Consider the following 23534-nt stretch of genomic DNA (forward strand, 5'->3'; position numbering starts at 1 on the left):
AGGGGATTAATTCTGAAATATATAAATTTATATGAAGAAATTATGATAACATTTATAAAATGTTCTTTTTTATGTTACAATTAATTTGATAGTTAACAATAATTGTGGAAAGGTGATGATTTTTTTCTTATTTGGGGAATGAGAGGTTAGTTGATCGTGTGTTATGTAGGGGAACGTACATAGAAAAAGGAGATTAAAATGAAACAAAAATTTTTAAAATTATTGTCGCTGTTTGTCGTCGTTGGTTTTCTCATGCAAGGATTGAATTCTTCAGTACTTGCGCAGGGAACTCCACAAGAAGTTGATGCAACGATTACGCATTTTGAAATCCAAAATGCAAGTAAAAAGTCAGTTAACGAGTTAAATAAAAATGACTTCTTTTACTTAGCAATGGATTGGCAAGTTAGTAATTCGGGCTCGGTATTACATTCTGGGGATTATTTTGATATTACACTTCCTAATAATTTAACATTTCCACCTGGGTATTCAGAACCCCAATTTGATTTAACGGATTCTGAGGGGAATGTAATTGCAAGAGCTGTTGTGACTACAGGCCCTGAAGCTATTGGAGGTAAGATTCGAGTTACCTTTAATGACAAAATTAATAATAAATATGATGTCAAAGGGAAGCTTTATTTAGGTGCTCTATTTAATAAACGTGTTACAAAAGACAATGTGGTTAACCAATTTGATATTTCTGTTAAAGGGAAAGTCACTTCTAAAAACCTTAAAGTAACAAAAGTTGGTGTTCCAGCAGATCAAATTATTTCTAAATGGGGTCAACAAGTTACACAAAATGGACAACGGATTGATCAAGTAGAATGGTATGCAAATATCAACTATGCTAAAGCAGATTTAAAAAATGCGGTTATTACAGATGAACTTCCAAATGGAGAAACTTATATTCCGGATTCTTTTGTGTTAGAAGAAGTAGAATATACAGATGAAGGTGCAATTCTTAGAAGACTTAAGAACATTAGTTTAGAAGGCAAACTTCAACTTAGAAACAATAACCAAGCATTTACGATTAATATGGGAGATACTGGAGCGAAACAATATCGCTTAACATACAGAACAACTTATACTATTGGTTCTTCTTTAAGAAATAAAATTAAAGTAACACATGCTGGTGGTTCGAAAGAACACGGATTTACTTATAAGTCATCAGAAGCTGGTGGTACTGCAGATGGACAATTAGCAAGTAAAATCAAATTGACGAAAGTCGATGAAGAAGATAAAAATATTGTTCTTGCAAATGCGGTGTTCGAAGTCACTGGTCCAGACAACCAAAAATTCGAACTAAGAACCGGTAACGACGGTACGATTATCTCTGGTGTATTAAAACAAGGAACCTACACAGTCAGAGAAATTCAAGCTCCTACAGGGTATCAATTAAATGGAGATACATTTACATTAGAAGTAACTCCTAAAGGTGGAGCCTTAAAAACTGTTACTAATAAGAGAATTAAAATCAACATTTCTGGTGAAAAAACATGGGATGATGCCAATGATCAAGATGGAAAACGTCCTTCAAAAATCAGAGTGAACTTACTAGATGAAAATCAAAAGGTAGTTCAATCTAAAGATGTGACACCAGATGCTTCTGGTAAATGGAAGTATACATTTGAAAATGTAGATGAATATAATGTCAAAACCGGTAAAAAGATGAATTACACGATTACCGAAGAAGCGGTAGAAGGGTATACAACAGAAGTTACAGGATATGACATCAAAAACTCGTACACACCTAAAAAGACAAGTATCCAAGTGACTAAGAGCTGGAATGACGCCGAAGATCAAGACGGAAAACGTCCTACAAGTGTCACCATCACTCTTTATGCAGATGGTCAAAAAACAGATCAAACGCTTGTCTTAAATAAAGAAAACAATTGGACAGGAAGCTTCTCAAATCTTGATGTGTATAAAGCAGGTAAGAAAATTGAATACACTATTAAGGAAACGGCTGTTGAAAATGGATATGCAAGTTCAACGGCAGGAAGCGTAGAACAAGGCTTCACTGTTACAAATAGTAGAACTCCAGAAAAAACTTCTGTGAAGGGAACTAAAACATGGGATGATGCTAACGACCAAGATGGCAAACGTCCGAAAGAAATTACCATTAAATTGTTGAAGAATGGTCAAGAATTTAAAACTCAAAAAGTAACTGCAGCGGATGGTTGGAAATGGAGTTTTGATAATCTAGACAAGTATGAGAATAAACAAGAAATTACTTATACTGTTGTAGAAGAACAAGTTGAAGGCTATACAACTAAAGTAAATGGCTACGACATCACGAACTCATACACACCAGGTAAAACAAGCGTACAAGTAACAAAAGCTTGGGATGATGCGAATAACCAAGATGGTAAACGTCCTGCAACAGTAACGGTTACTTTATATGCAGATGGCCAAAAAACAGATAAGACTCTTCAATTAACGAAAGAAAACAATTGGACAGGAAGCTTTACAGATTTAGATGAGTTCAAATCTGGTAAGAAAATTGAATATTCTATTAAAGAAGAATCAGTTGAAAATGGTTATGTAAGCCAAGTGACAGGAGATGCTAAAAAAGGTTTTGTTGTAACAAACTCTAGAACTCCTGAAAAGACTTCTGTTAAAGGAAGTAAAACATGGGATGATGCCAACAACCAAGATGGCAAACGTCCAAAAGAAATCACAATCAACTTATTGAAGAATGGTCAACAAGTAGCCACTAAGAAAGTAACAGAGGCTGACGAGTGGAAATGGAGCTTTGAAAATCTTGACAAGTATGAGAATGGACAAGAAATCACTTATACAATTGTAGAAGAAAAAGTGGAAGGATACACAGCTACTGTTAAAGATTTCAACGTTACAAACTCATATACACCAGGTAAGACAAGTATCCAAGTAACGAAAGCTTGGGATGATGCTAATGACCAAGATGGTGTTCGTCCAACAAGTGTAACGATTAAGTTACTTGCAGATGGAAAAGAAACAGATAAGAAACTAGTATTATCGAAAGAGAATAACTGGACAGGTAACTTCACAGATCTTGATGAATATAAAGATGGTAAGAAGATTGAATATACTATTTCTGAAGAAACAGTAGGAAAAGGATATACAACACTGATTACAGGAAATGTTCAAGAAGGATTTGTGGTTACAAACAAAAGAACACCAAATACGCCTCCTGAAAAACCAAAAAATGAATTACCGAAAACAGGTACAACTGCTTCATTAGCACTTCTTGGAGCGGTAGCCCTAATTGGTGGAGTGACAGTATTAAAGTTTCAAAGAAAAGATAACTAAAATACAATAATATAGTAGTTTTTATGAAGGGAATAAGTTTTATTTAAAAACTTATTCTCTTTTTTTGTATAAAACAATAGAAAATTCATATTTAAAATGTAAAATTTTAAAATTTAACATAATAAAAGATTGACAAGCGATTAAGAAAACCTTTATTATAATCGTAGTGGACTATAACTAAAAAATAGGAGGACAATTATAGATGAAAAAATTATTTCATTCTTTTGTAGCACTATTGATGCTAGTATCGGTCTTCGTACCTTTACTTAAAATGAATAGTGTTGTTAACGCTGCTGAAAAACCATCTTCAGAATATACGTTAACGACGGTACCAACGATTAATACAAATAAATTAGTCGACCACGCAAAATATGGTGAAGGTAAGTTCTATCTACAAACAACTTACAAATTCCCAGATAATGTTACCCTTAACAATGGGGACTTTGTTACTTATCAAGTTCCTGCGGAGTTCAAAATTGAACAAGATTCAACAACTCCATTAAAGGCTGCAAATGGGGAAACTATTGCGGAATTGACAACAGACAAAGCAACAAATACTGCTAAAATTACTGTTACAAATGAAGAATACTTCAAAAAGTTCAACGAAAATAAAGAACTTGTAGCTTCATTTACGACAGTATGGGCAGACCATGTACAAAGAAACAAGGAATATGAAATTACTATTCCAGGTGCTGGGGTTTACCACTTAACTCGTATTGTTCCAGATGATGACCCAACTGGGTTTACTAAATGGGGGTACAAGATTCTAATGACCCTAACTACGTAAACTGGCGTGTACGTATTAACCGTTATGCTGAAAACTACACTGGAGTTTCTATCAAAGATACAATTCCAGAAGGTCAAGTATTAGCAAGTGAAATTACTGGTTACTACTTCCCTAACTGGGAAAACGGTGATGGAAGATCTCCATTAGACAAAGCACATGTTCAAGTAACAGATAAAAACAACTTTACTGTTACTCCAAACGGAGACGGAACTTTACCAAACAAAGGTTTGTATTTAATTTATAGAACTCGTTTAACAAAACCTGTTGATCCAGTTACTAAACGTGTTTTAAACCATGCTACTGTTACAACGAATGAAAAAGCTGAACCATTTGAAGTAGATGGATTTGCTCCAATTACTACAACTGATGGTGTCGGTACAGGTGCTAAATCTGACGAAGTTGAATTCCAAGTAACTAAGAAATTAGAAGGAAAAACTCTTGAAAAAGATGCTTTCAGCTTCCAATTAATCGACAAAACTGGTCAAGTAGTTGAAACAGTTAAAAACGATGAAAATGGTAAAGTGAAATTCAAAGCGATTAAATTCAGCGAAGTTGGCGAATCTGTTTACACAATTAAAGAAGTAAACGATGCTAAAAAAGGTTACACTTACGATGAAAAAACAATCACTGCTACAGTTACTGTAGAAGATGTATACGGTGAAAAAATTGCAAGTGTTAAATATGACAGCAAAGAGTTCTCTAACTCATATAAAGCTGCTCCTACAACAGTTGAATTAAAAGCTACTAAAGTTTTACAAAACAAAACTCTTGAAGCTGATAAATATACTTTTGAACTAAAAGAAAACGGTCAAGTTGTTCAAACAGCTAAGAACGCTCAAGATGGTTCAATTAAATTCCCAGCAATTACTTATGCTGCAGAGGGAGTCCACACCTATACTGTAACTGAACAAGCTGGAACTGAAGATGACGGAGTTGCATTTGATACAAATGCATACGAAGTGACTGTTGAAGTAAAAGACAATGGTGAAGGTCAATTAGTTGCTACAATTAAAAATGGAGATAACTTAACATTCACTAATGTTTACTCTGCTAAACCAGTTAAAAAAGCATTAACAGCTACTAAAGTTCTTAACGGTGGAACATTAGCTGACGACCAATTCGAATTCGAATTGAAAGAAGGCCAAAATGTTGTTGCTACTGCTAAGAACAAAGCTGACGGTTCAGTAACATTCAAGGAAATTGAATATACAGCTGCTGGTACACATACTTACACAGTATCAGAAAAAGCTGGCACAGCTGCTGGATATACTTACGATTCTAAAGTATACACAGTAACTGTTGATGTTGTAGATAATGGAAAAGGTCAATTAGTTGCAAATGTAACTGATGGCGACAACTTAGTATTTACTAACAAATACGAAGAACCAACAACTACAACAACAACAACAACTACTACAACGACAACAACTACAACTACAACAACTACAACAACTGAAACTACTACTGAAGTTCCTTCAACTGAAGCAACTACTACAACAGTAGAAGAACCAAAAGAACCAGAATTACCAAATACTGGTGCAACAGCTACTTTAGCTGGAGCAGGTGTTGCTGTATTGTTATCAGGATTTGCAGTATTAGGATTTAAGAAAAGAGAAAACTAATCGTTAATCTTTAAATGAGGATGCGTATGCATCCTCATTTTTTTTTTATTTATTAAATGGTATAATAAAACGAATATACTTGAATCGAGGTGGAGAAATGAAGTCGGATATTGAAATTGCACAAGAAGCGTCAATGCAGCCCATTACAAAGATAGCAAGTAAGATTGGATTAACAGAAGACGAAATTGATTTATATGGAAAAGTGAAAGCAAAGATTCTTAAATCAGATATACATGAAGCCAACAACTACGGTAAGTTAATCTTAGTAACTTCAATGAATCCCACACCTGCAGGAGAAGGAAAATCAACCGTTACAATTGGTCTTGGGGATGCTTTAAGTTCTATCCAAAAGAAAACAGCCATTGCATTACGAGAGCCATCTTTAGGGCCAACTCTTGGACTAAAAGGAGGAGCAACAGGTGGAGGCTATGCTCAAGTGGTTCCGATGGAAGAAATCAATCTTCATTTCACAGGGGACATGCATGCCTTAACGAGTGCAACCAACCTTCTATCTGCCATTATTGATAATCACATCCATCAAGGAAATGAACTAAATATTGATATCAAACGAATACTATGGAAAAGGGCGGTAGATTTAAATGATCGTGCTTTAAGAACGATTGAAATCGGGCTCGGAGGTCCTGTAAATGGAGTTCCTAGAGAGGACGGATTCGAGATTACGGTAGCAACCGAAATGATGGCTGTTCTTTGTTTAGCACGGGACTTAAACGACCTGCAAAAAAGAGTTTCGAATATTCTTGTTGCTTATGATATTTCTGGAGATCCGATTCGTGTTTCTGACTTAAAAGTAGAAGGTGCGATTACCGCTTTATTGAAAGAGGCCATTAAGCCGAATCTGGTTCAAACTTTAGAGGGGACACCTGCTATCGTTCACGGAGGACCATTTGCCAATATTGCACACGGATGTAATAGTGTGATGGCTACAAAGATGGCCTTAACATTGGCGGATTATACAGTAACAGAAGCTGGCTTTGGGGCTGACTTAGGAGCTCAAAAGTTCCTGGATATTAAAGTGCCAGTATTAGGGAAGTCTCCAGATGCGATTGTTCTTGTCGCGACCATTCGATCGACTAAAATGCATGGAGGGTTGTCTCTCGAAGAGTTATCTAATGGAGAATCACTCGATGCATTAAGAGAAGGATTTAAAAACGTTGCAAAGCATATCGAGAATGTACAGAAGTACGGCGTTCCAATGGTCGTAGCCTTAAATGAATTTACGACGGATACTCCGGCTGAAAGAGAATTGTTTATGGAGCTTTGTGAAGCAATTGGAGTTGATTGCATTTTGTCTTCCGTTTGGGAAAAAGGCTCAGAAGGCGGAATTCATTTAGCCAAAAAAGTAGTGGAACTCTGCGAGCAGAATAGTCAGTTTAATGCATTGTATCCAGTAGATGCGACGATTCAAGAAAAGATTGAGGCGGTTGCTACCAAAATTTATGGAGCTTCGAAAGTGAATTATACCCAGAATGCACTCGAAGATTTAAAAGAAATAGAGCGTTTGGGTTGGAATGAAATGAATATTTGTATTGCAAAAACACCTTATTCATTCTCAAATAATGCAAAATTGAAAGGACGGCCAACCGATTTTGAGATAACGATTCGTTCACTTGTTCCTAAGTTAGGTGCTGGATTTATTGTTGCGCTGACAGGGAAAGTTCTTACAATGCCTGGACTTCCAAAAGTACCCGCAGCCTTAGGAATTACTGTAAGTGAAGATGGAAAAATTCAAGGCCTCTATTAGAGGTGACGAAAGGAGTTTGCATGAAAGATTTTAGAGTAGATCATTTAAAAAAATCTTATGGTGCAAAAACACTATTAGAAGATGTTTCTTTTATTATCAATGAAGGGGAACATGTAGGTCTCATCGGACAAAATGGGACTGGTAAAAGTACGCTTCTTTCGATTTTAGCTGGGGTCGATTTTGCAGAATCAGGAGATATTACAACTTCAAATGACTACAGAATTGGGTATTTATCTCAACAACCGGAACTAGACGATGAAGATACAATTTTTGAAGCGTTATATAAAGGCGATCATCCAACATTAAAAGTCGTTCATGATTTTGAAGAAGTGGTGGAACAATTACGCAAAAATCCAACGTCCCAAAGCCTTGCAAAACGATATAGTGACCTTGAGCAAAAGATGAATGAAATTGATGGATGGCAAGTAGAAGTTCAAATTAAAACCATTCTTCAAAAAATGGGATTGACGGATATCCAAAAGAAAGTTGGGACTTTATCCGGTGGTCAAAAGAAACGTGTTGGTCTTGCTAAAGTATTGATGGAAGAACCGGATTTACTCTTACTAGATGAGCCGACAAACCACTTAGACCTTGAAGCGATAGAATGGTTGGAAGGATACTTAGCTAATTATAAAGGTGCGATGATGCTTGTTACTCATGATCGTTACTTCCTAGAACGTGCGGTAACGCATATGTTTGAATTGGTCAATGGTCGTATTGAAGCCTATGAAGGAAACTATGAATCTTACTTAGAGCAAAGAAGCCAAAGAGAGCAAATTGCGAGCCGTATGAGCCAAAAGCAAAAGCGATTATACCAGAGCGAATTAGAATGGATGCGTCAGGGCGCAAAAGCTCGTACGACAAAACAACAAGCGCGTATTCAGCGATTTGAAGCATTAGAAAAAGATGTGAAACAGACAACTAGTCAAGAAAAATTAGTAATGGAATTTGACCAAACGAGAATCGGTAAACGGGTCTTCCAAATGGAAGATTCCAGCCTTTCGATTAATGGCCAACAAATTGTGAAGAATCTGGACTGGATTATTCAGAGTAAAGCACGTATTGGGATCGCGGGTGTGAATGGAGTCGGAAAATCAACCTTTCTGAATGCGATAGCTGGGCAAATTCCATTTGACAGCGGTCAGTTTGTTGTAGGGGAGACTGTTCGAATTGCGTATTATAAGCAACAAGACGAAGATATCCCAATGGATAAACAATTGATTCAGTACTTACGTGAAGAAGCAGAAGAAATTAAACGCGCAAATGGAGAAGTGGCATCTATTTCTGAATTACTGGAGACTTTTTTGTTTCCAAGACATTTGCATGGTGCATATATTCATACACTATCCGGGGGAGAAAGAAGAAGGCTCTATTTACTCCGTTTATTAATGACAAAGCCGAATGTTTTATTGCTGGATGAACCAACAAACGATTTAGATATCGATACATTAACTGTATTAGAAGATTTTCTTCAATCTTTCAATGGAGCAGTTCTCATTGTATCTCACGATCGTTATTTCTTAGATAAAACGGTGGAGCAGTTATTTGTCATCCGAGGAGAAGGTCAAACGGAATTGTTCTATGGGTCTATGAGTGATTACTTAGAACAAGAGAAGAGTTTATCGAAAGTAGTTATCGAAGCTCCGAAAGTGGAAAAAAGTAAAGAGGAGACTACTAAGCTAACTCCGGCCAAGAAAATGACGTATCAAGAGAAGAAAGAATGGGAAACCATTGAAACGACGATACAAGAGTTAGAAGAAAAATTGGAATCCTTACAAAGGGAAATGACTGCCAATGCGCAAGATTTTGCAAAATTACAAGCATTACAAGAAGAACTCGATAAAACAGAAGAAGCAGCTGCAAACGCCTATGACCGTTGGGAATATTTAGCAGAATTAGCTGGGAATTAATAGAAAGGAACAGACATGACGAAGCAGTATAAAGAGTTATTAACTAAAATTTTAGAAGAGGGTACGACAAAAACAGATCGTACCGGAACAGGAACGAAGAGTATTTTTGGGTATCAAATGCGTTTTGATCTTCAAAAAGGATTTCCACTCTTGACGACTAAAAGAGTTCCATTTGGATTAATTAAGAGTGAATTATTGTGGTTCTTACACGGAGATACTAATATCAAATATTTATTAGAGCATAATAATCACATTTGGGATGAATGGGCATTTGAACGCTATGTGTCTTCGCCAAAATACAAAGGACCAGATATGACAGATTTTGGTCGCCGTTGCTTACAAGACGAAGCGTTTAATGAAGTTTATCAAGAAGTGAAAAAAGACTTCTGTGAGAAAATTTTAACGGATGATGCGTTTGCTGCGGAATTCGGAGAATTAGGGAATATTTATGGTTCACAGTGGCGTCATTGGAAAACATCAAAAGGGGAAACCATTGACCAAATCGAAGACTTACTCAACTTGTTGAAGAATTCTCCAGATTCACGTCGAATGATTGTTTCTGCTTGGAATCCAGAAGATGTTCCAAGTATGGCTCTTCCACCATGTCACACAATGTTTCAGTTTTATGTGGCGGATGGTAAATTAAGTTGCCAATTATATCAACGTAGTGCAGACGTGTTCCTCGGAGTACCGTTCAACATCGCAAGCTATGCATTATTAACACATTTAATTGCTAATGAAGTAGGATTAGAAGTGGGTGAATTTGTCCATACTTTAGGAGATGCACACATTTACTTAAATCATATGGAACAAGTAAAAACACAATTAGCGCGTGAAGAGATGGCCTTACCTACACTAGTTTTAAAACATCCTGAAAAATCAATGTTTGATATTGATGTTACGGATGTCGTTGTCGAAGGATATCAATCACATCCAACAATTAAAGCACCTATTGCTGTTTAATGCAGGAGGAAAAATATGCTAATTTATATTTGGGCACAAGATGAGAGGGGTCTAGTCGGAAAAGATGGGACACTTCCTTGGCGTTTGCCGAATGATTTGAAGTTCTTTAAAGAAGTCACGATGGGGCAAACAATATTAATGGGTCGAAAGACTTTTGAAGGAATGGGAAGTCGCTTACTTCCGGGGCGACAAACCATCATCCTAACTACTAGCTCGGATTATATTATTCCTGGTGCAGAAGTCGTAACGAATATTGAGGAGATTGTTGAAGATAGTCGACATGAGGATATTTATGTTTGTGGTGGAGCACAAGTATATAATCTGTTGAAAAATCATGTGGAACTTCTCTATTGTACGAGAATTCATGCTAGTTTTGAGGGAGATACTTATTTTCCAACAGAATTTCCTTGGAGCGATTTTATTAAAGTAAAATCGTTAGAAGGGGAAATGGACGAAAAAAATCTCTATCCTCACACCTTTGAAATTTATGAACGAAAAGAGGGTTCTTATGACCACTTGGCATGATGTGATTGGGGAAGAAAAAGAAAAGGAATACTTTAAAAAGGTTCGTTTGTTTGAAAGAGAAGAACGAAGTCGACATCAAGTTTTTCCAAAAGCGGAGAATGTATTTAAGGCGCTTGAACTCACACCATTTGATCAAGTGAAAGTGGTTATCTTAGGTCAAGACCCTTATCACGGAGATCATCAAGCGCATGGACTTAGTTTTTCAGTGCAACAAGGTGTGGCACTTCCGCCTTCTTTGCAAAACATCTATAAGGAATTAGAAACGGATTTAGGAATCCCCGTTGCAAAGAGTGGAGAGTTAACCTCTTGGGCAAAACAAGGGGTACTCCTTCTCAACACCGTTTTAACAGTCCGAGCACATGAAGCGAATAGTCATCGTGGAATGGGTTGGGAAACTTTTACGGATGCGGTGATTTCATCGTTAAATAAAAGTGATCATCCAATCGTATTTCTACTATGGGGAAGGCCAGCACAATCTAAAGAAAAATTAATTACCAATGAGAATCACTTGATTTTAAAGTCACCGCACCCAAGCCCGTTGTCAGCTTATCGCGGATTCTTTGGAAGTAAACCATTTAGTAAAATTAATGATTTTCTTTTAGCTACAAATCAAAAACCAATCGATTGGAGAGTTGAGTAAATGAAATTAATTCATTTACTCAATTTTTATGTTCATTATATGATTTTTATGATACAATCGATATAAAGTATGAATAGAAAGAAGGTATATCATGAATCTTAAGTCTAAAAGACTTCATTTTTTTGCAAGTTTATTGATGATTTTGTCAATATTATTTGTTGGTAATTCTTTTGCAAACGCTGCAGAAGGTAGAGAGTTAGAAAAAGTTATTTCGGGATTAGAATTATTAGATCAATCTGATACGAAGTTAACTCCAGATGAAAATGGCGTTTATCAAATACGAACGAACAATTCGTATAAGTTAAGAGCTACTTTCGATTTAGCAAGTTATGACAATAATATTAAAAATGGCGATTTCTTTAAATTAACAGTACCGCCTTCACTAACATTCTTTAATAATAATGATATTGAATTAGTTGATTTAGAGACTCAAGTTCCAATTGCAGATGCTCACTTTGAAAGTAATGGTGATAATCAAGGAGGAACTGTAACCGTTACTTTAAAAAACTTAGAAAAGTATTTAGAAAAGAAAGGTGCGGATACAGTTAAAGGAGTAAAAGGAAACTTAGCTCTAAACTTTATCTATAAGCAAGATGTAACCGACAAGACTGTTACTTTTGATTCTAAATCATTGAAAACAGTGATTACTCAAGTGCATACTTCAAAAACTTATACACCTGACGCGGTAGTAGGGGAAGAAAACTTTGCCAAAAATGGTGGTCAAGCAGTTAGAAAAGCTTGGGATTCTCCTAAATTAAAAGCTGCTGGCAGTCCATCTTCTGGCCAATATGTCTCTAGATGGAGAGTTCGTGTTAACACAAGTGGAAAGAATTTAGGGAATAATTTAGTTCTAAATGATGTTCTACCTCAATTGGATGGTACAGCAAGTATCCAATATATTCCTGAATCATTATTAGTCTATAAAGCCCCTTCGATGACTGAAGGAACTTCAGCAGATGCTGCTGATTTCGTTCTTTTAACAGAGGGAGTTGACTATACAGTTAATTGGGCAGCCGATTATAAGAGCTTCACAATTACATTTAAAGACGGAAGTCAAAAATATTTTGTCACTTACGAAACAACTACACCAAATGATGGAAGCAAGGTAGCCAATATGGTTTCTCTTACAAAAGAAGACGGAGAAGAAATTACTCGTCGCACAAATGTAACAGACACAACTTTTACAGCTACTGCTACATCATTATTCTCAGGAACCATTGAGGCTGCTGGAGCATACACGATTAAACTAGTGAAAGTAGATGCTGTAACTGGTCAGCCAGTAAATGGTGCGGTGTATGTCGTTACAGATCCTAGCGGAGCAACTGTTGAATTGACGACGGACCAAGATGGAAATGCGGTTTCTCAAGCTTTTGACCAAAAGTACGTTGGAAAAGAATTTACTGTAAAAGAGAAAACAGCTCCAGAAGGATATGAATTAGACGCAACAGAATACAAAGTTGTTTTAGGAGTAGAACGTAGTCTTCTCAAATTGAAAGATCAACCAAAAGAAGTGACAACAACAACCACTACGACTACTACAACAACGACAACAACAACTGCTTCTACTACTGAAGCAACGACAACAACACAATCAACAACCACAGAAGCGACTACAACAACTCAACCAACGACTACTGAAGCAAGTACAACTACACAAACAACTACTACAGAAGTGACTACACAAGCACCAACTACTGAAGTAACAACTACAGAAAGTACTACTAGTGAAGTTACTACTTTAGATACTACGACAGCTCTTTCTTCTGAAGAACCTTCTACAACAGAAGATAAAAAAGAAGAACTTCCAAATACTGGTACAGGAAGTCAAGGCTTCTACATTATCGGAGGAATTGTTTTACTAGCAGCAGCTGCTGGATTATTATTCTTTGCAAAAAATAAAAAAGATGATCAATAATAGTATGAAAGACTGACAGTTATACTGTCGGTCTTTTTTATTTGGACTTGCAAATGATAAGGTTGAATATAGAAGTACTGAGGAGTAAAATAGAAGTAGGAAAAGAATATATGGATGGAGGGATTTTCAATGGAAAAACTGATGTCTTACTTCTATAAATTAGTTGCAATTGTGACCATCCTCTATTTAATGATTACAATCTACTTAATGAGTTTAGGAGATTCTTTAATCACTCGTGAAGGATGGTATGTCATTATCCTAAGTAGTTTTATTCTTGTGATTGTTTTTGGCCTAGAATATGCACGCAGGAGGTTCCCAGATAGCCTTTTTGAATTAATGTTGAATACGATCGGAATGCTTTGTATAGGCTGGTTGATGTTTGTTGTCCGTGCTTTTGGGGTTACTGTCAACAACCACGCAAGTAGTCTTCAGTTGAATAGTGTATTTCAACAAATCATTTCGGGATTCGAATGGAGTCGCTTAGTACTATTTATTTTAAGTATTGCTTTTGTGATTGGAAATGGGATTCGCTATTTAAAACAGTCTAAACTAGTAACTCATTCATAATCTTCTTAAAACGGGACGTGAGAACGTTCCGTTTTTACTTTTTTTGAAAAGGTTGATATAATAAGAACAAATGTTCGTTTTCAGGTGGAGGTATAGATGCGAAAAATATTACATGTGGATATGGATGCTTTTTTCGCTTCTGTTGAACAAAGAGAGCACCCAGAGTGGAGAGGAAAACCAGTTATTGTTGGAGGAAAACCCAATGAAAGAGGAGTCGTCTCAACTTGTTCATACGAAGCACGAGCTTTTGGTGTTCGATCTGCGATGCCTACAGCAAAAGCCATGAAACTATGTCCAAAAGCGATTCTTACTCCAGGAAACTATTCTTTGTACAAAGAGATATCCTCTCAAGTTCGTGAAGTGTTTAAATCCTTTACGAATATGATAGAACCACTTTCGATTGATGAAGCTTATTTAGACGTAACCAATAATAGTAGGGGGATTGCTTCTGCCACTTTAGTAGCACACTTGATTCAAAAGGAAGTGTATGAAAAGACTGGACTTACTTGTTCTGTGGGCGTGTCTTTTAATAAGTTCTTGGCTAAAATGGCCTCAGGTTATCAAAAGCCTTCTGGAATTACAGTGATTACACCTGAAAACGCACAAGAATTTATTCGGACTATTCCAATTGGAGATTTTTATGGGGTTGGAAAAGTGAGTGCCGAAAAGCTTAGAAGAGCAGGAATTGAAACGGGAGAAGACTTGCTTCATTTATCGAAAGCAGAATTAGAAAGTAGATTTGGAAATTTAGGACCTAGGTTATATGCACAGGTAAGAGGAATCTCGAATGATCAATTGACTTTGTATCGAGAAAGAAAATCCATGGGTTCAGAAAGAACTCTTATCAAGGATACGACAGATCATGGTATTTTGAGTGAGTATTTAGAAAAGTTTTCTCTTGAAATAGCGAGCATGCTACAGAAAAGAGCATTAGCATCTCGTACAATTTCCTTAAAATTAAGAGATTCTAATTTTAATACAACAAGTAAAAGTGTTACATTACGGGACTATTTTAATAAAAAAGAAGAAATTCTTCAGCTTGCATTGCAACTATTTGAAGAAATGATGGATGAAAAGCCAATTCGTTTGATTGGGCTAAGTGTTTCGCATTTAGAAAAGACAGATAAAATTTATAAACAATTAAAACTGTTTTAATAAATTAGTACAGTTCTAAAAGCGAAACTAGTACAGTTTGCAAGTGAAAACAATAGGTTCATTTGCTGAAAATAGATGAAAACAGATAAAGAGATGAACAAATCGGAATAAAAAAAGACTTTATAAAGCGTAACAAAATAGAACTTTATTCACAAAGTTAACAGAAACGCTCTATAAAGTCTTCTTTGCTTGCATAATTCACAAAAGTTTGTTAAATTATTATACGATAGCAGAGGGAATAGTACAGTTTTAACTACCTGTTTTGTCTGTGAAGCACAATTTCTTATAGAAAAGGGGAAAAAAGAAGTATGGCAACGAAGAAAAAATTCAATCTCGATGCACTTTTCACACCAAATAACACGAACTTTGAAATGGTTCAAGTGTTAGACGCAGAAGGAAAAGTTGTAAATCCTGACTTAGTACCAGATTTATCTGACGACGAATTAGTTGAATTAATGACAGATATGGTATGGTCTCGTATTTTACACGAACGTTCAACTGCATTAAACCGTCAAGGACGTTTAGGTTTCTATGCTCCAACAGCTGGACAAGAAGCTTCTCAATTAGCTTCAATTAAAGCAATTGAAAAAGAAGACGTTCTTTTACCTGGTTACCGTGATGTACCTCAATTAGTAAAACACGGTTTACCATTATCACAAGCATTCTTATGGTCTCGTGGACATGTTGCAGGTAACATGTACCCAGAATCATTAAAAGCTTTACCACCACAAATCATTATCGGTGCACAATATGTTCAAGCAGCAGGTGTTGCATTAGGTTTACAAAAACGTGGTAAGAAAAACGTTGCAGTAACTTATACTGGTGATGGAGGATCTTCACAAGGGGACTTCTACGAAGGAATTAACTATGCTGGTGCATACAAATCACCTGCAATCTTCTTTATCCAAAATAATGGTTGGGCTATTTCAACTCCTCGTGAGTTACAAACAGCTGCTCCAACATTAGCTCAAAAAGCTGTTGCTGCTGGTATCCCTGGTATCCAAGTAGATGGTATGGACCCATTAGCAGTTTACGCTGTAACTAAAAAAGCTCGTGAATACGCAGTTGCCGGAAACGGTCCTGTGTTAATCGAAACAATCTGCTTCCGTTATGGTCCTCATACATTATCAGGTGACGATCCAACTCGTTACCAACCAGAAGGAATTCAAGATGAATGGGCTAAGAAAGATCCATTAATTCGTTTCCGTAACTACCTAACAGCTAAAGGCTTATGGTCAGAAGAAAAAGAAAACGAAGTAATCGAAGCGACTAAAGAAGAAATCAAAGAAGCTATTAAAGAGGCTGACAAACAACCTAAACAAAAAGTTTCATTCTTCTTAGAAACAATGTTTGAAGAACCAACAAACGTTATTAAAGAACAAATCGAACACTTTAAAGCAAAGGAGAATAAATAATTATGGCACAAATGACAATGATTCAAGCCATCACTGATGCATTGGCTGTTGAATTAAAACGTGATGAAAATGTCCTAATTTTCGGGGAAGACGTTGGTAAAAACGGTGGGGTTTTCCGTGCAACTCAAGGACTTCAAGATGAATTCGGTGAAGACCGCGTTTTCAATACTCCTTTAGCAGAATCTGGTATCGGTGGTTTAGCAATCGGTTTAGCTTTAGAAGGTTACCGTCCAGTTCCTGAAATCCAATTCTTCGGTTTCGTATTCGAAGTAATGGATAGCGTGGTAGCTCAAGCAGCTCGTACACGTTACCGTATGGGTGGAACTCGTAACATGCCAATCGTATTCCGTTCACCAATGGGTGGAGGGGTGCATACTCCAGAATTACACTCAGATAACTTAGAAGGTTTAGTAGCTCAATCACCAGGTTTGAAAGTGGTTATCCCTTCAAACCCATACGATGCAAAAGGGTTATTAATCTCAGCTATTCGTGACAACGACCCAGTTGTTTACTTAGAGCACATGAAATTATATCGTTCATTCCGTGAAGAAGTTCCAGAAGGAGAATACACAGTTCCTCTAGGAGTAGCTGCTGTAACTCGTGAAGGTAAAGACGTATCTGTAATTACTTACGGTGCAATGGTTCGTGAAGCTGTTAAAGCTGCTGAAAACTTAGAAAAAGAAGGAATCTCAGTAGAAGTTATCGACTTACGTACTGTTTCTCCATTAGACTTAGACACAATCTTAGCATCAGTTGAAAAAACTGGTCGCGTAGTGGTTGTTCAAGAAGCACAACGTCAAGCTGGTATCGGCGCAATGGTAATGTCTGAAATTTCTGAACGCGCAATCTTAAGTTTAGAAGCTCCTATCGGACGTGTTGCAGCTCCAGATACAATCTTCCCATTTGGTCAAGCAGAAAACGACTGGTTACCAAATGCTAGCGACATTGAAGCTAAAGTTCGCGAAACAGTGAACTTCTAATTTAACAATTTTCATTCTAAAGAGCCTCTCACTTGAGTGTGCTCTTTAGAGTTTTATAAAAATAAGAAGGGATGTACAAGCATGGCTTTCCAATTTAAAATGCCTGATATCGGTGAAGGTATCGCAGAAGGCGAAATCGTAAAAATCGACATTAAAGTCGGAGATACAATTCAAGAAGATGATATTTTATTCGAAGTACAAAACGACAAATCTGTAGAAGAAATTCCTTCTCCAGTAAGTGGTAAAGTATTAGAAGTTAAAGTTCAAGAAGGTACAGTAGCACGAGTTGGCGACATCATCGTAGTTATTGACGATGGTTCAGGACCTGAAGAAGCATCTGCACCAGCAGCGGCTCCAGCGGCAGCACTTGCACCAGCTGCACCTGCAGCATCAAGCACTTTCCAATTCAAATTACCTGACATCGGTGAAGGAATTGCAGAAGGTGAAATCGTTAAAATCGACATCAAAGTAGGCGACACAATTGCTGAAGATGACATTTTATTCGAAGTACAAAACGACAAATCAGTAGAATCTATTCCTTCTCCAGTAGCTGGAACTGTTACAGCAGTTTTAGTATCTGAAGGAACAGTAGCTCACGTTGGTGATGTAATTGTTGAAATCGCAACAGAAGGCGGTTCTCACGCACCTGCAGCAGCGGCTCCAGCAGCACCTGCAGCACCTGCAGCAGCTCCAGCGGCACCTGCAGCTCCAACTGGAGTTCCAGCAGCAAGCAACCCTGGTAAATTAGTATTAGCAATGCCTTCAGTTCGTCAATATGCACGTGAAAAAGGTGTTGATATTACAGCAGTAGTTCCAACTGGTAAAGGTGGACGCGTAACTCGTGAAGACATCGATAACTTCGGTGGCGCACCAGTGGCAGCTCCTGCAGCAGCTCCAGCATCAGTAGAAGCTCCAGCAGCATCAGCAGCACCAGCTCAAGCATCTGCACCAGCAGCGGCTCCAGCTCCAGCTAAACCATTCGTTGGATCAGCAGAACGTGAAGAACGCGTTAAATTAACTCCAATGCGTAAAGCAATCTCTAAAGCAATGGTTAACAGCAAACATACTGCACCACACGTTACATTACATGACCAAGTTGAAGTTTCTAAACTTTGGGATCACCGTAAGAAATTCAAAGATGTTGCAGCTGCACAAGGTACTAAATTAACATTCTTACCTTACGTTGTTAAAGCTTTAGCAGTAGCAATGAAGAAATTCCCAGTATTGAATGCTTCTATCGATGACGCATCTCAAGAAATTGTATACAAAAACTACATCAACATCGGTATCGCTACAGATACAGATTTAGGTTTATTCGTTCCAAATATCAAAGATGCGAATACTAAGAGCATGTTCGGTATTGCAGATGAAATTAACGCATTAGCTGCAAAAGCTCATGAAGGTAAATTAACAGCTGCTGAAATGGGACAAGGAACAATTACAATCTCTAACATCGGTTCAGTAGGTGGCGGTTGGTTCACTCCAGTTATCAACTACCCTGAAGTTGCGATTTTAGGTGTTGGTACAATCGTTCGCGAACCAGTAATCAACGAAAACGATGAAATCGTAATCGGACGTAACATGAAATTATCATTAAGCTTTGACCACCGTATCGTGGACGGCGCAACTGCTCAAAAAGCTATGAACGAAATCAAACGTCTATTAAACGATCCAGAATTATTATTAATGGAAGCTTAATTCATTAAACAGTTAGGAACGACGTAGACGCGTGTTTACGTCGGTTCCTTATTTGAAAACTTTTAAGAGGTGAAAAAAATGGTAGTAGGCGATTTCGCTATTGAACTAGATACAGTCGTAATCGGTGCCGGCCCTGGTGGATATGTTGCAGCTATTCGTGCAGCACAAGAAGGTCAAAAAGTTGCGATTATCGAGAAAGAATATATTGGTGGTGTCTGCTTAAACGTTGGATGTATTCCTTCTAAAGCATTGATTGCTGCTGGACATCATTACCAAGAAGCACAACACTCAGAAGTATTTGGTGTGACTGCTAAAGAAGTTGTTTTAGACTTCGCAAAAACTCAAGAATGGAAAGATAACCAAGTTGTTAAGAAATTAACTGCTGGTGTTGAGTACTTATTAAAGAAAAACAAAGTTGAAATCATTCGTGGAGAAGCTTTCTTAGTAGACGAACACACTTTACGTGTTGTGACTGAAGACAGCGCTCAAACATACTCATTCAACCATGCTATCGTAGCTACTGGTAGCCGTCCAATCGAAATCAAAGGTTTCAAATTTGGCGGACGCGTGATCGATTCAACTGGTGGTTTAGGTCTTAAAGAAGTTCCTAAAAAATTAGTTGTTATCGGTGGTGGAGTTATCGGTTCAGAATTAGGTTCAGCATATGCTAACTTAGGTTCAGAAGTGACAATCCTTGAAGGTGCTCCAAGCATCCTTTCAATGTTTGACAAAGACATGGTTAAACTTGTTGAAGATAACATGGCTAAAAAAGGTGTTACTATCGTAACTAACGCAATGGCTAAAGAAGCTGTTGACAACGGTGACAGCGTAACTGTTAAGTACACAGTTGACGGTAAAGAAGAAGCGGTTGAAGCGGATTACGTAATGGTTGCTGTAGGTCGCCGTCCTAATACAGATGAATTAGGTTTAGACGTTGCTGGTGTTGAAATGACTGAACGTGGTTTAGTAAAAGTTGATAACCAAGGACGTACAAACGTTAAAAATATTTTTGCTATTGGTGATATCGTTCCTGGACCAGCTTTAGCTCATAAAGCAAGCTACGAAGGAAAAATCGCTGCAGAAGCAATCTCAGGTAAAGCAGTGGCTGTTGACTACCGTGCAATGCCATCTGTTGCCTTCACTGATCCAGAGTTAGCTTCTGTTGGATACACACAACAACAAGCTAAAGATGCTGGTTTACAAGTGAAAGCTTCTAAATTCCCATTATCAGGAAATGGTCGTGCATTATCATTGAACGCTACTGAAGGTTTCGTTCGTTTAATCACTACTAAAGAAGATAACGTAATCGTTGGTGCTCAAGTTGCCGGCGTGAACGCTTCTGATATCATTGCTGAATTAGGTTTAGCAATCGAAGCTGGAATGAATGCAGAAGATATTGCATTAACAATCCACTCACATCCATCATTATCAGAAGTAGTTATGGATACTGCAGAATTAGCATTAGGTATGCCAATTCACGTTTAATTTTCATATTAATGAACTTAGAGGACTCGAATTTTCGGGTCCTTTTTTGTTGTTGTTAAAGAAAAGATGACGTAGTTTTCGTTTTAAACCCGAACAATTATCTGAATGAAGTTTAAAATATTTGTGGTTTCCTCCTGGATAGCTTGATTGGAGTGGGGGTTATCGCTTATAATGAAGCGTATAAGACCGAATGAAGGAAAAGATTCATCCTCCTCCATTCATCGAACCTTTATGTAAACGAAGGGGGATGTTTCATGTCAGAGGACAAGAAATTTAAGGATTCCTACGTACTTTGTATCGGTGGAATGAACGTAGACAAGAAAGTTCAATTGCTCGAAAATCTCGTGCTCGAAACGAGCAATCCAGTAGTCTCATCACTGAGTGCAGGCGGTGTTGCCAGAAACATTGCTGAAAATTTAGGACGACTAGGACTTTCTGTTAAGATGTTATCGGTAGCAGGAGATGACGAAAGTTTTACATGGCTTGAAAGAGAAACGAAAGACATTATTGATTTTTCATTAGTTGACCGACTGTCAGGAAAAATAACGTCGAATTATACAGCGATTTTGGACCTTCAAGGTGATATGTGTCTTGCTTTAGCAGATATGACCATTTGTGAGGAGATGACACCTCAGTGGCTCACTTCGCATGAAGAAGCGGTGAAAAAAGCAGCGCTCGTCATTGCGGATCTCAATCTTCCTCAAGAAACATTAGCAGCGCTTATACAGTTAACAAATGAAGGAAAAATTCCACTTGCCATTATTCCAGTAAGTGGACCTAAGATGAAACGAATCCCAGACAATTTACAAGGAGTGACTTGGATTGTCGTGAATGAAGATGAGTCAAAAACAAGGTACGGCGAACACGAACTTCCTGAACTGGCTATATTGTGGCAGAAGGATGGTGTTGAAAATATCGTTATTACAAAAGGAACGAAATGTGGTGTTTTTGCAGATGTTACAGGGATCGTAAAGACTTTTACACCGATTAAAGCAGAGCAAGTCTGTGATGTGACAGGAGCAGGAGATTCATTTTCTTCTGGAGTGCTTTACGGAGCTCTTAAGGGGGCTAGCTTGGAAGAATCGATAGGATACGGATTAACGAATTCGTACTATACGGTCCAAGCTATTGAAACTGTTCGAAAAGACTTAAACGCTAAGTCATTTGAAAAAGAATATCAACAATTAAAGGAAAGAGGTTTATCATGAATCCATTATTATCAATCAGCAAGGAAGTACAACACGCATTAGACAACAACCTACCAGTCGTAGCGTTGGAATCAACCATTATTTCACACGGAATGCCATATCCACAAAACGTTGAAATGGCTAAAACGGTAGAACAAATTATCCGCGACAATGGCGCTGTTCCAGCAACTATCGCTATCATGGATGGAAAATACAAAATTGGTTTAGAAGAAGCTGACCTAGAACGTTTAGCTAAAGAGAAACCAGTCGCAAAAGTATCTCGCCGTGACTTAGCTGAAACATTTGCAAAAGGTGTTTTAGGAGCAACTACAGTAGCAACAACAATGATTGGTGCGCACTTAGCTGGAATTAAAGTATTCGTAACTGGCGGTATCGGTGGGGTTCACCGTGGCGTTGAAGAAACAATGGATATCTCAGCCGACTTAGATGAATTAGGACAAACCCCAGTCACAGTTGTCTGCGCTGGTGCAAAAGCGATTCTTGATTTACCACGTACTCTTGAATATTTAGAAACAAAAGGAGTGCCAGTAGTAGGTTACCAAACAGACTACTTACCAGCATTCTACACTCGTACATCTGAGTACAAATTAAACAGCCGAGTTGAATCAGCTAAAGAAGTTGCTGAAATGATTCGTTACTCTGAATTACTAGACCTTAAAGGTGGTATCTTAGTCACAAACCCAATTCCATCTGAACACGAAATTCCACACGAAAAAATCGATGCAATTATCGATCAAGCGGTTCGTGAAGCAGACGAAAAAGGTGTTCACGGAAAAGACAGCACACCATTCTTATTAGCGAAAATCGTTGAGTTAACAGGCGGGGAAAGCTTGAAGACAAACATTCAGCTTGTTTATAACAACGCGAAGCTTGGTGCGCAAATCGCAAAAGAATACCAAGAAGGAAAATAATTCAGTACTTAAAAGTACTCTTATGGATTACTCTGTATCCTTACGGATATCTTCATATTAGCGATAACGGGGCATCGCTTCGAGCCAAAGGTCTCTCACCTTTAAAGCCTCAAAGAGGGCGTATGGATTCAAAATCCTACGCCCTCTTAGCACAGTGGTTGAATGGAATGAGTTTCGCTGTAAACAGCTATCTCATTCCTATTCAACTTTGTGGGGGAAAGAAAACGAAATGCCATAGATACAATGTATCTATGGCATTTCTGTCTTTCTCCCTCGTTTTGATGCACTTCCTGTCACTGCAACTACAAAATCCGTGGATACGACGTAATCCATAAATGAATGTATTTCTTTTGTGGTTTGTGCCCAAAGGAAAGAGACTCGTGCTTTTTGAGTTATAGAGTGCAACGACTTATTTTAGAAGAGTGCTATAAACAAATTAAACTGAAAAGCAGTTTTAAAATTTGAGTTATTGTCTCAAATTTTCGAGGAATCAACCTATTTAGTAAATTCTGTAAGAGTAGGATTAAACCATATAAAGCACCAAGAAGATGATGACTGAGAATCTGACGGATGTCATCGTCGTAGTAATGGGAAAGTGCATTAAATGCGAATTAGCAGGAGTTAGAAATGTTTTTCTTACTCCTGCTTTGAGGCTTTAAAGGCGAAAGACGTAAGGCTTGAGCCGGTGCCCCTTTACAAC

General features: G+C 37.6%; 15 protein-coding genes and 1 pseudogene. All 16 read left to right on the plus strand.

From position 1 onward, the window contains the following. The first annotated feature begins 198 nt into the window (after positions 1 to 198). The 16 genes and pseudogenes from ADH99_RS02040 (at position 199) to ADH99_RS02115 (ending at position 22834) form a co-directional block, all read left to right on the plus strand. On the plus strand, positions 199 to 3291 hold the full coding sequence (locus ADH99_RS02040; RefSeq protein WP_049554654.1) for a Cna B-type domain-containing protein: 3093 nt from the start codon (positions 199 to 201) through the stop codon (positions 3289 to 3291). A gap of 202 nt (positions 3292 to 3493) precedes the next feature. Next, a pseudogene (locus ADH99_RS10625) lies at positions 3494 to 5700 on the plus strand (Spy0128 family protein). A 97-nt stretch (positions 5701 to 5797) separates the two neighbouring features. Further along, positions 5798 to 7462: a formate--tetrahydrofolate ligase gene (locus tag ADH99_RS02050; RefSeq protein WP_049554653.1), complete on the plus strand. Its 1665-nt coding sequence runs from the start codon at positions 5798 to 5800 to the stop codon at positions 7460 to 7462. Positions 7463 to 7482: 20 nt separating this feature from the next. Beyond that, the gene (locus ADH99_RS02055) at positions 7483 to 9372 is read left to right on the plus strand and encodes an ABC-F family ATP-binding cassette domain-containing protein (RefSeq protein ID WP_049554652.1); all 1890 of its coding nucleotides are present in this window, start codon (positions 7483 to 7485) and stop codon (positions 9370 to 9372) included. Between the two features lie 15 nt (positions 9373 to 9387). Then, entirely contained in the window at positions 9388 to 10335 is a 948-nt protein-coding gene (locus tag ADH99_RS02060; RefSeq protein ID WP_049554651.1) for a thymidylate synthase, read from the plus strand. A 15-nt stretch (positions 10336 to 10350) separates the two neighbouring features. Continuing rightward, entirely contained in the window at positions 10351 to 10860 is a 510-nt protein-coding gene (locus tag ADH99_RS02065) for a dihydrofolate reductase (RefSeq protein WP_049554650.1), read from the plus strand. Then, the gene (gene ung, locus ADH99_RS02070) at positions 10844 to 11500 is read left to right on the plus strand and encodes a uracil-DNA glycosylase (RefSeq protein ID WP_049554649.1); all 657 of its coding nucleotides are present in this window, start codon (positions 10844 to 10846) and stop codon (positions 11498 to 11500) included. The genes ADH99_RS02065 and ung overlap by 17 nt, the downstream gene beginning before the upstream one ends. A 91-nt stretch (positions 11501 to 11591) precedes the next feature. Then, the gene (locus ADH99_RS02075) at positions 11592 to 13415 is read left to right on the plus strand and encodes a prealbumin-like fold domain-containing protein (protein ID WP_049554648.1); all 1824 of its coding nucleotides are present in this window, start codon (positions 11592 to 11594) and stop codon (positions 13413 to 13415) included. A gap of 129 nt (positions 13416 to 13544) precedes the next feature. Continuing rightward, positions 13545 to 13982 carry a hypothetical protein gene (locus ADH99_RS02080; protein WP_039848748.1) on the plus strand — a complete coding sequence of 146 codons (438 nt, stop codon included), beginning with the start codon at positions 13545 to 13547 and terminating at the stop codon, positions 13980 to 13982. Between the two features lie 96 nt (positions 13983 to 14078). Further along, complete coding sequence (gene dinB, locus ADH99_RS02085) at positions 14079 to 15137, plus strand: DNA polymerase IV (protein ID WP_005605219.1); 1059 nt, start codon at positions 14079 to 14081, stop codon at positions 15135 to 15137. Between the two features lie 308 nt (positions 15138 to 15445). Then, positions 15446 to 16552 (plus strand): pyruvate dehydrogenase (acetyl-transferring) E1 component subunit alpha, encoded by a 1107-nt coding sequence (gene pdhA / locus ADH99_RS02090; protein WP_005605221.1) that lies wholly within the window; start codon positions 15446 to 15448, stop codon positions 16550 to 16552. Positions 16553 to 16554: 2 nt separating this feature from the next. Further along, the gene (locus ADH99_RS02095) at positions 16555 to 17532 is read left to right on the plus strand and encodes an alpha-ketoacid dehydrogenase subunit beta (RefSeq protein ID WP_049554647.1); all 978 of its coding nucleotides are present in this window, start codon (positions 16555 to 16557) and stop codon (positions 17530 to 17532) included. An 81-nt stretch (positions 17533 to 17613) separates the two neighbouring features. Next, positions 17614 to 19230: a 2-oxo acid dehydrogenase subunit E2 gene (locus ADH99_RS02100; RefSeq protein WP_049554646.1), complete on the plus strand. Its 1617-nt coding sequence runs from the start codon at positions 17614 to 17616 to the stop codon at positions 19228 to 19230. A gap of 78 nt (positions 19231 to 19308) precedes the next feature. Beyond that, positions 19309 to 20715, plus strand: coding sequence for a dihydrolipoyl dehydrogenase (lpdA, locus tag ADH99_RS02105; protein ID WP_049554645.1), 1407 nt, complete (start codon positions 19309 to 19311; stop codon positions 20713 to 20715). Positions 20716 to 20969: 254 nt separating this feature from the next. Further along, on the plus strand, positions 20970 to 21923 hold the full coding sequence (locus ADH99_RS02110) for a carbohydrate kinase family protein (RefSeq protein ID WP_049554644.1): 954 nt from the start codon (positions 20970 to 20972) through the stop codon (positions 21921 to 21923). Beyond that, positions 21920 to 22834, plus strand: coding sequence for a pseudouridine-5'-phosphate glycosidase (locus ADH99_RS02115; RefSeq protein WP_049554643.1), 915 nt, complete (start codon positions 21920 to 21922; stop codon positions 22832 to 22834). Before ADH99_RS02110 ends, ADH99_RS02115 begins: the two co-directional genes overlap by 4 nt. The last annotated feature ends 700 nt before the right edge of the window (positions 22835 to 23534 follow it).

The organism is Granulicatella sp. 572.rep1_STHE (assembly GCF_001073445.1).
GTDB lineage: Bacteria > Bacillota > Bacilli > Lactobacillales > Aerococcaceae > Granulicatella > Granulicatella adiacens.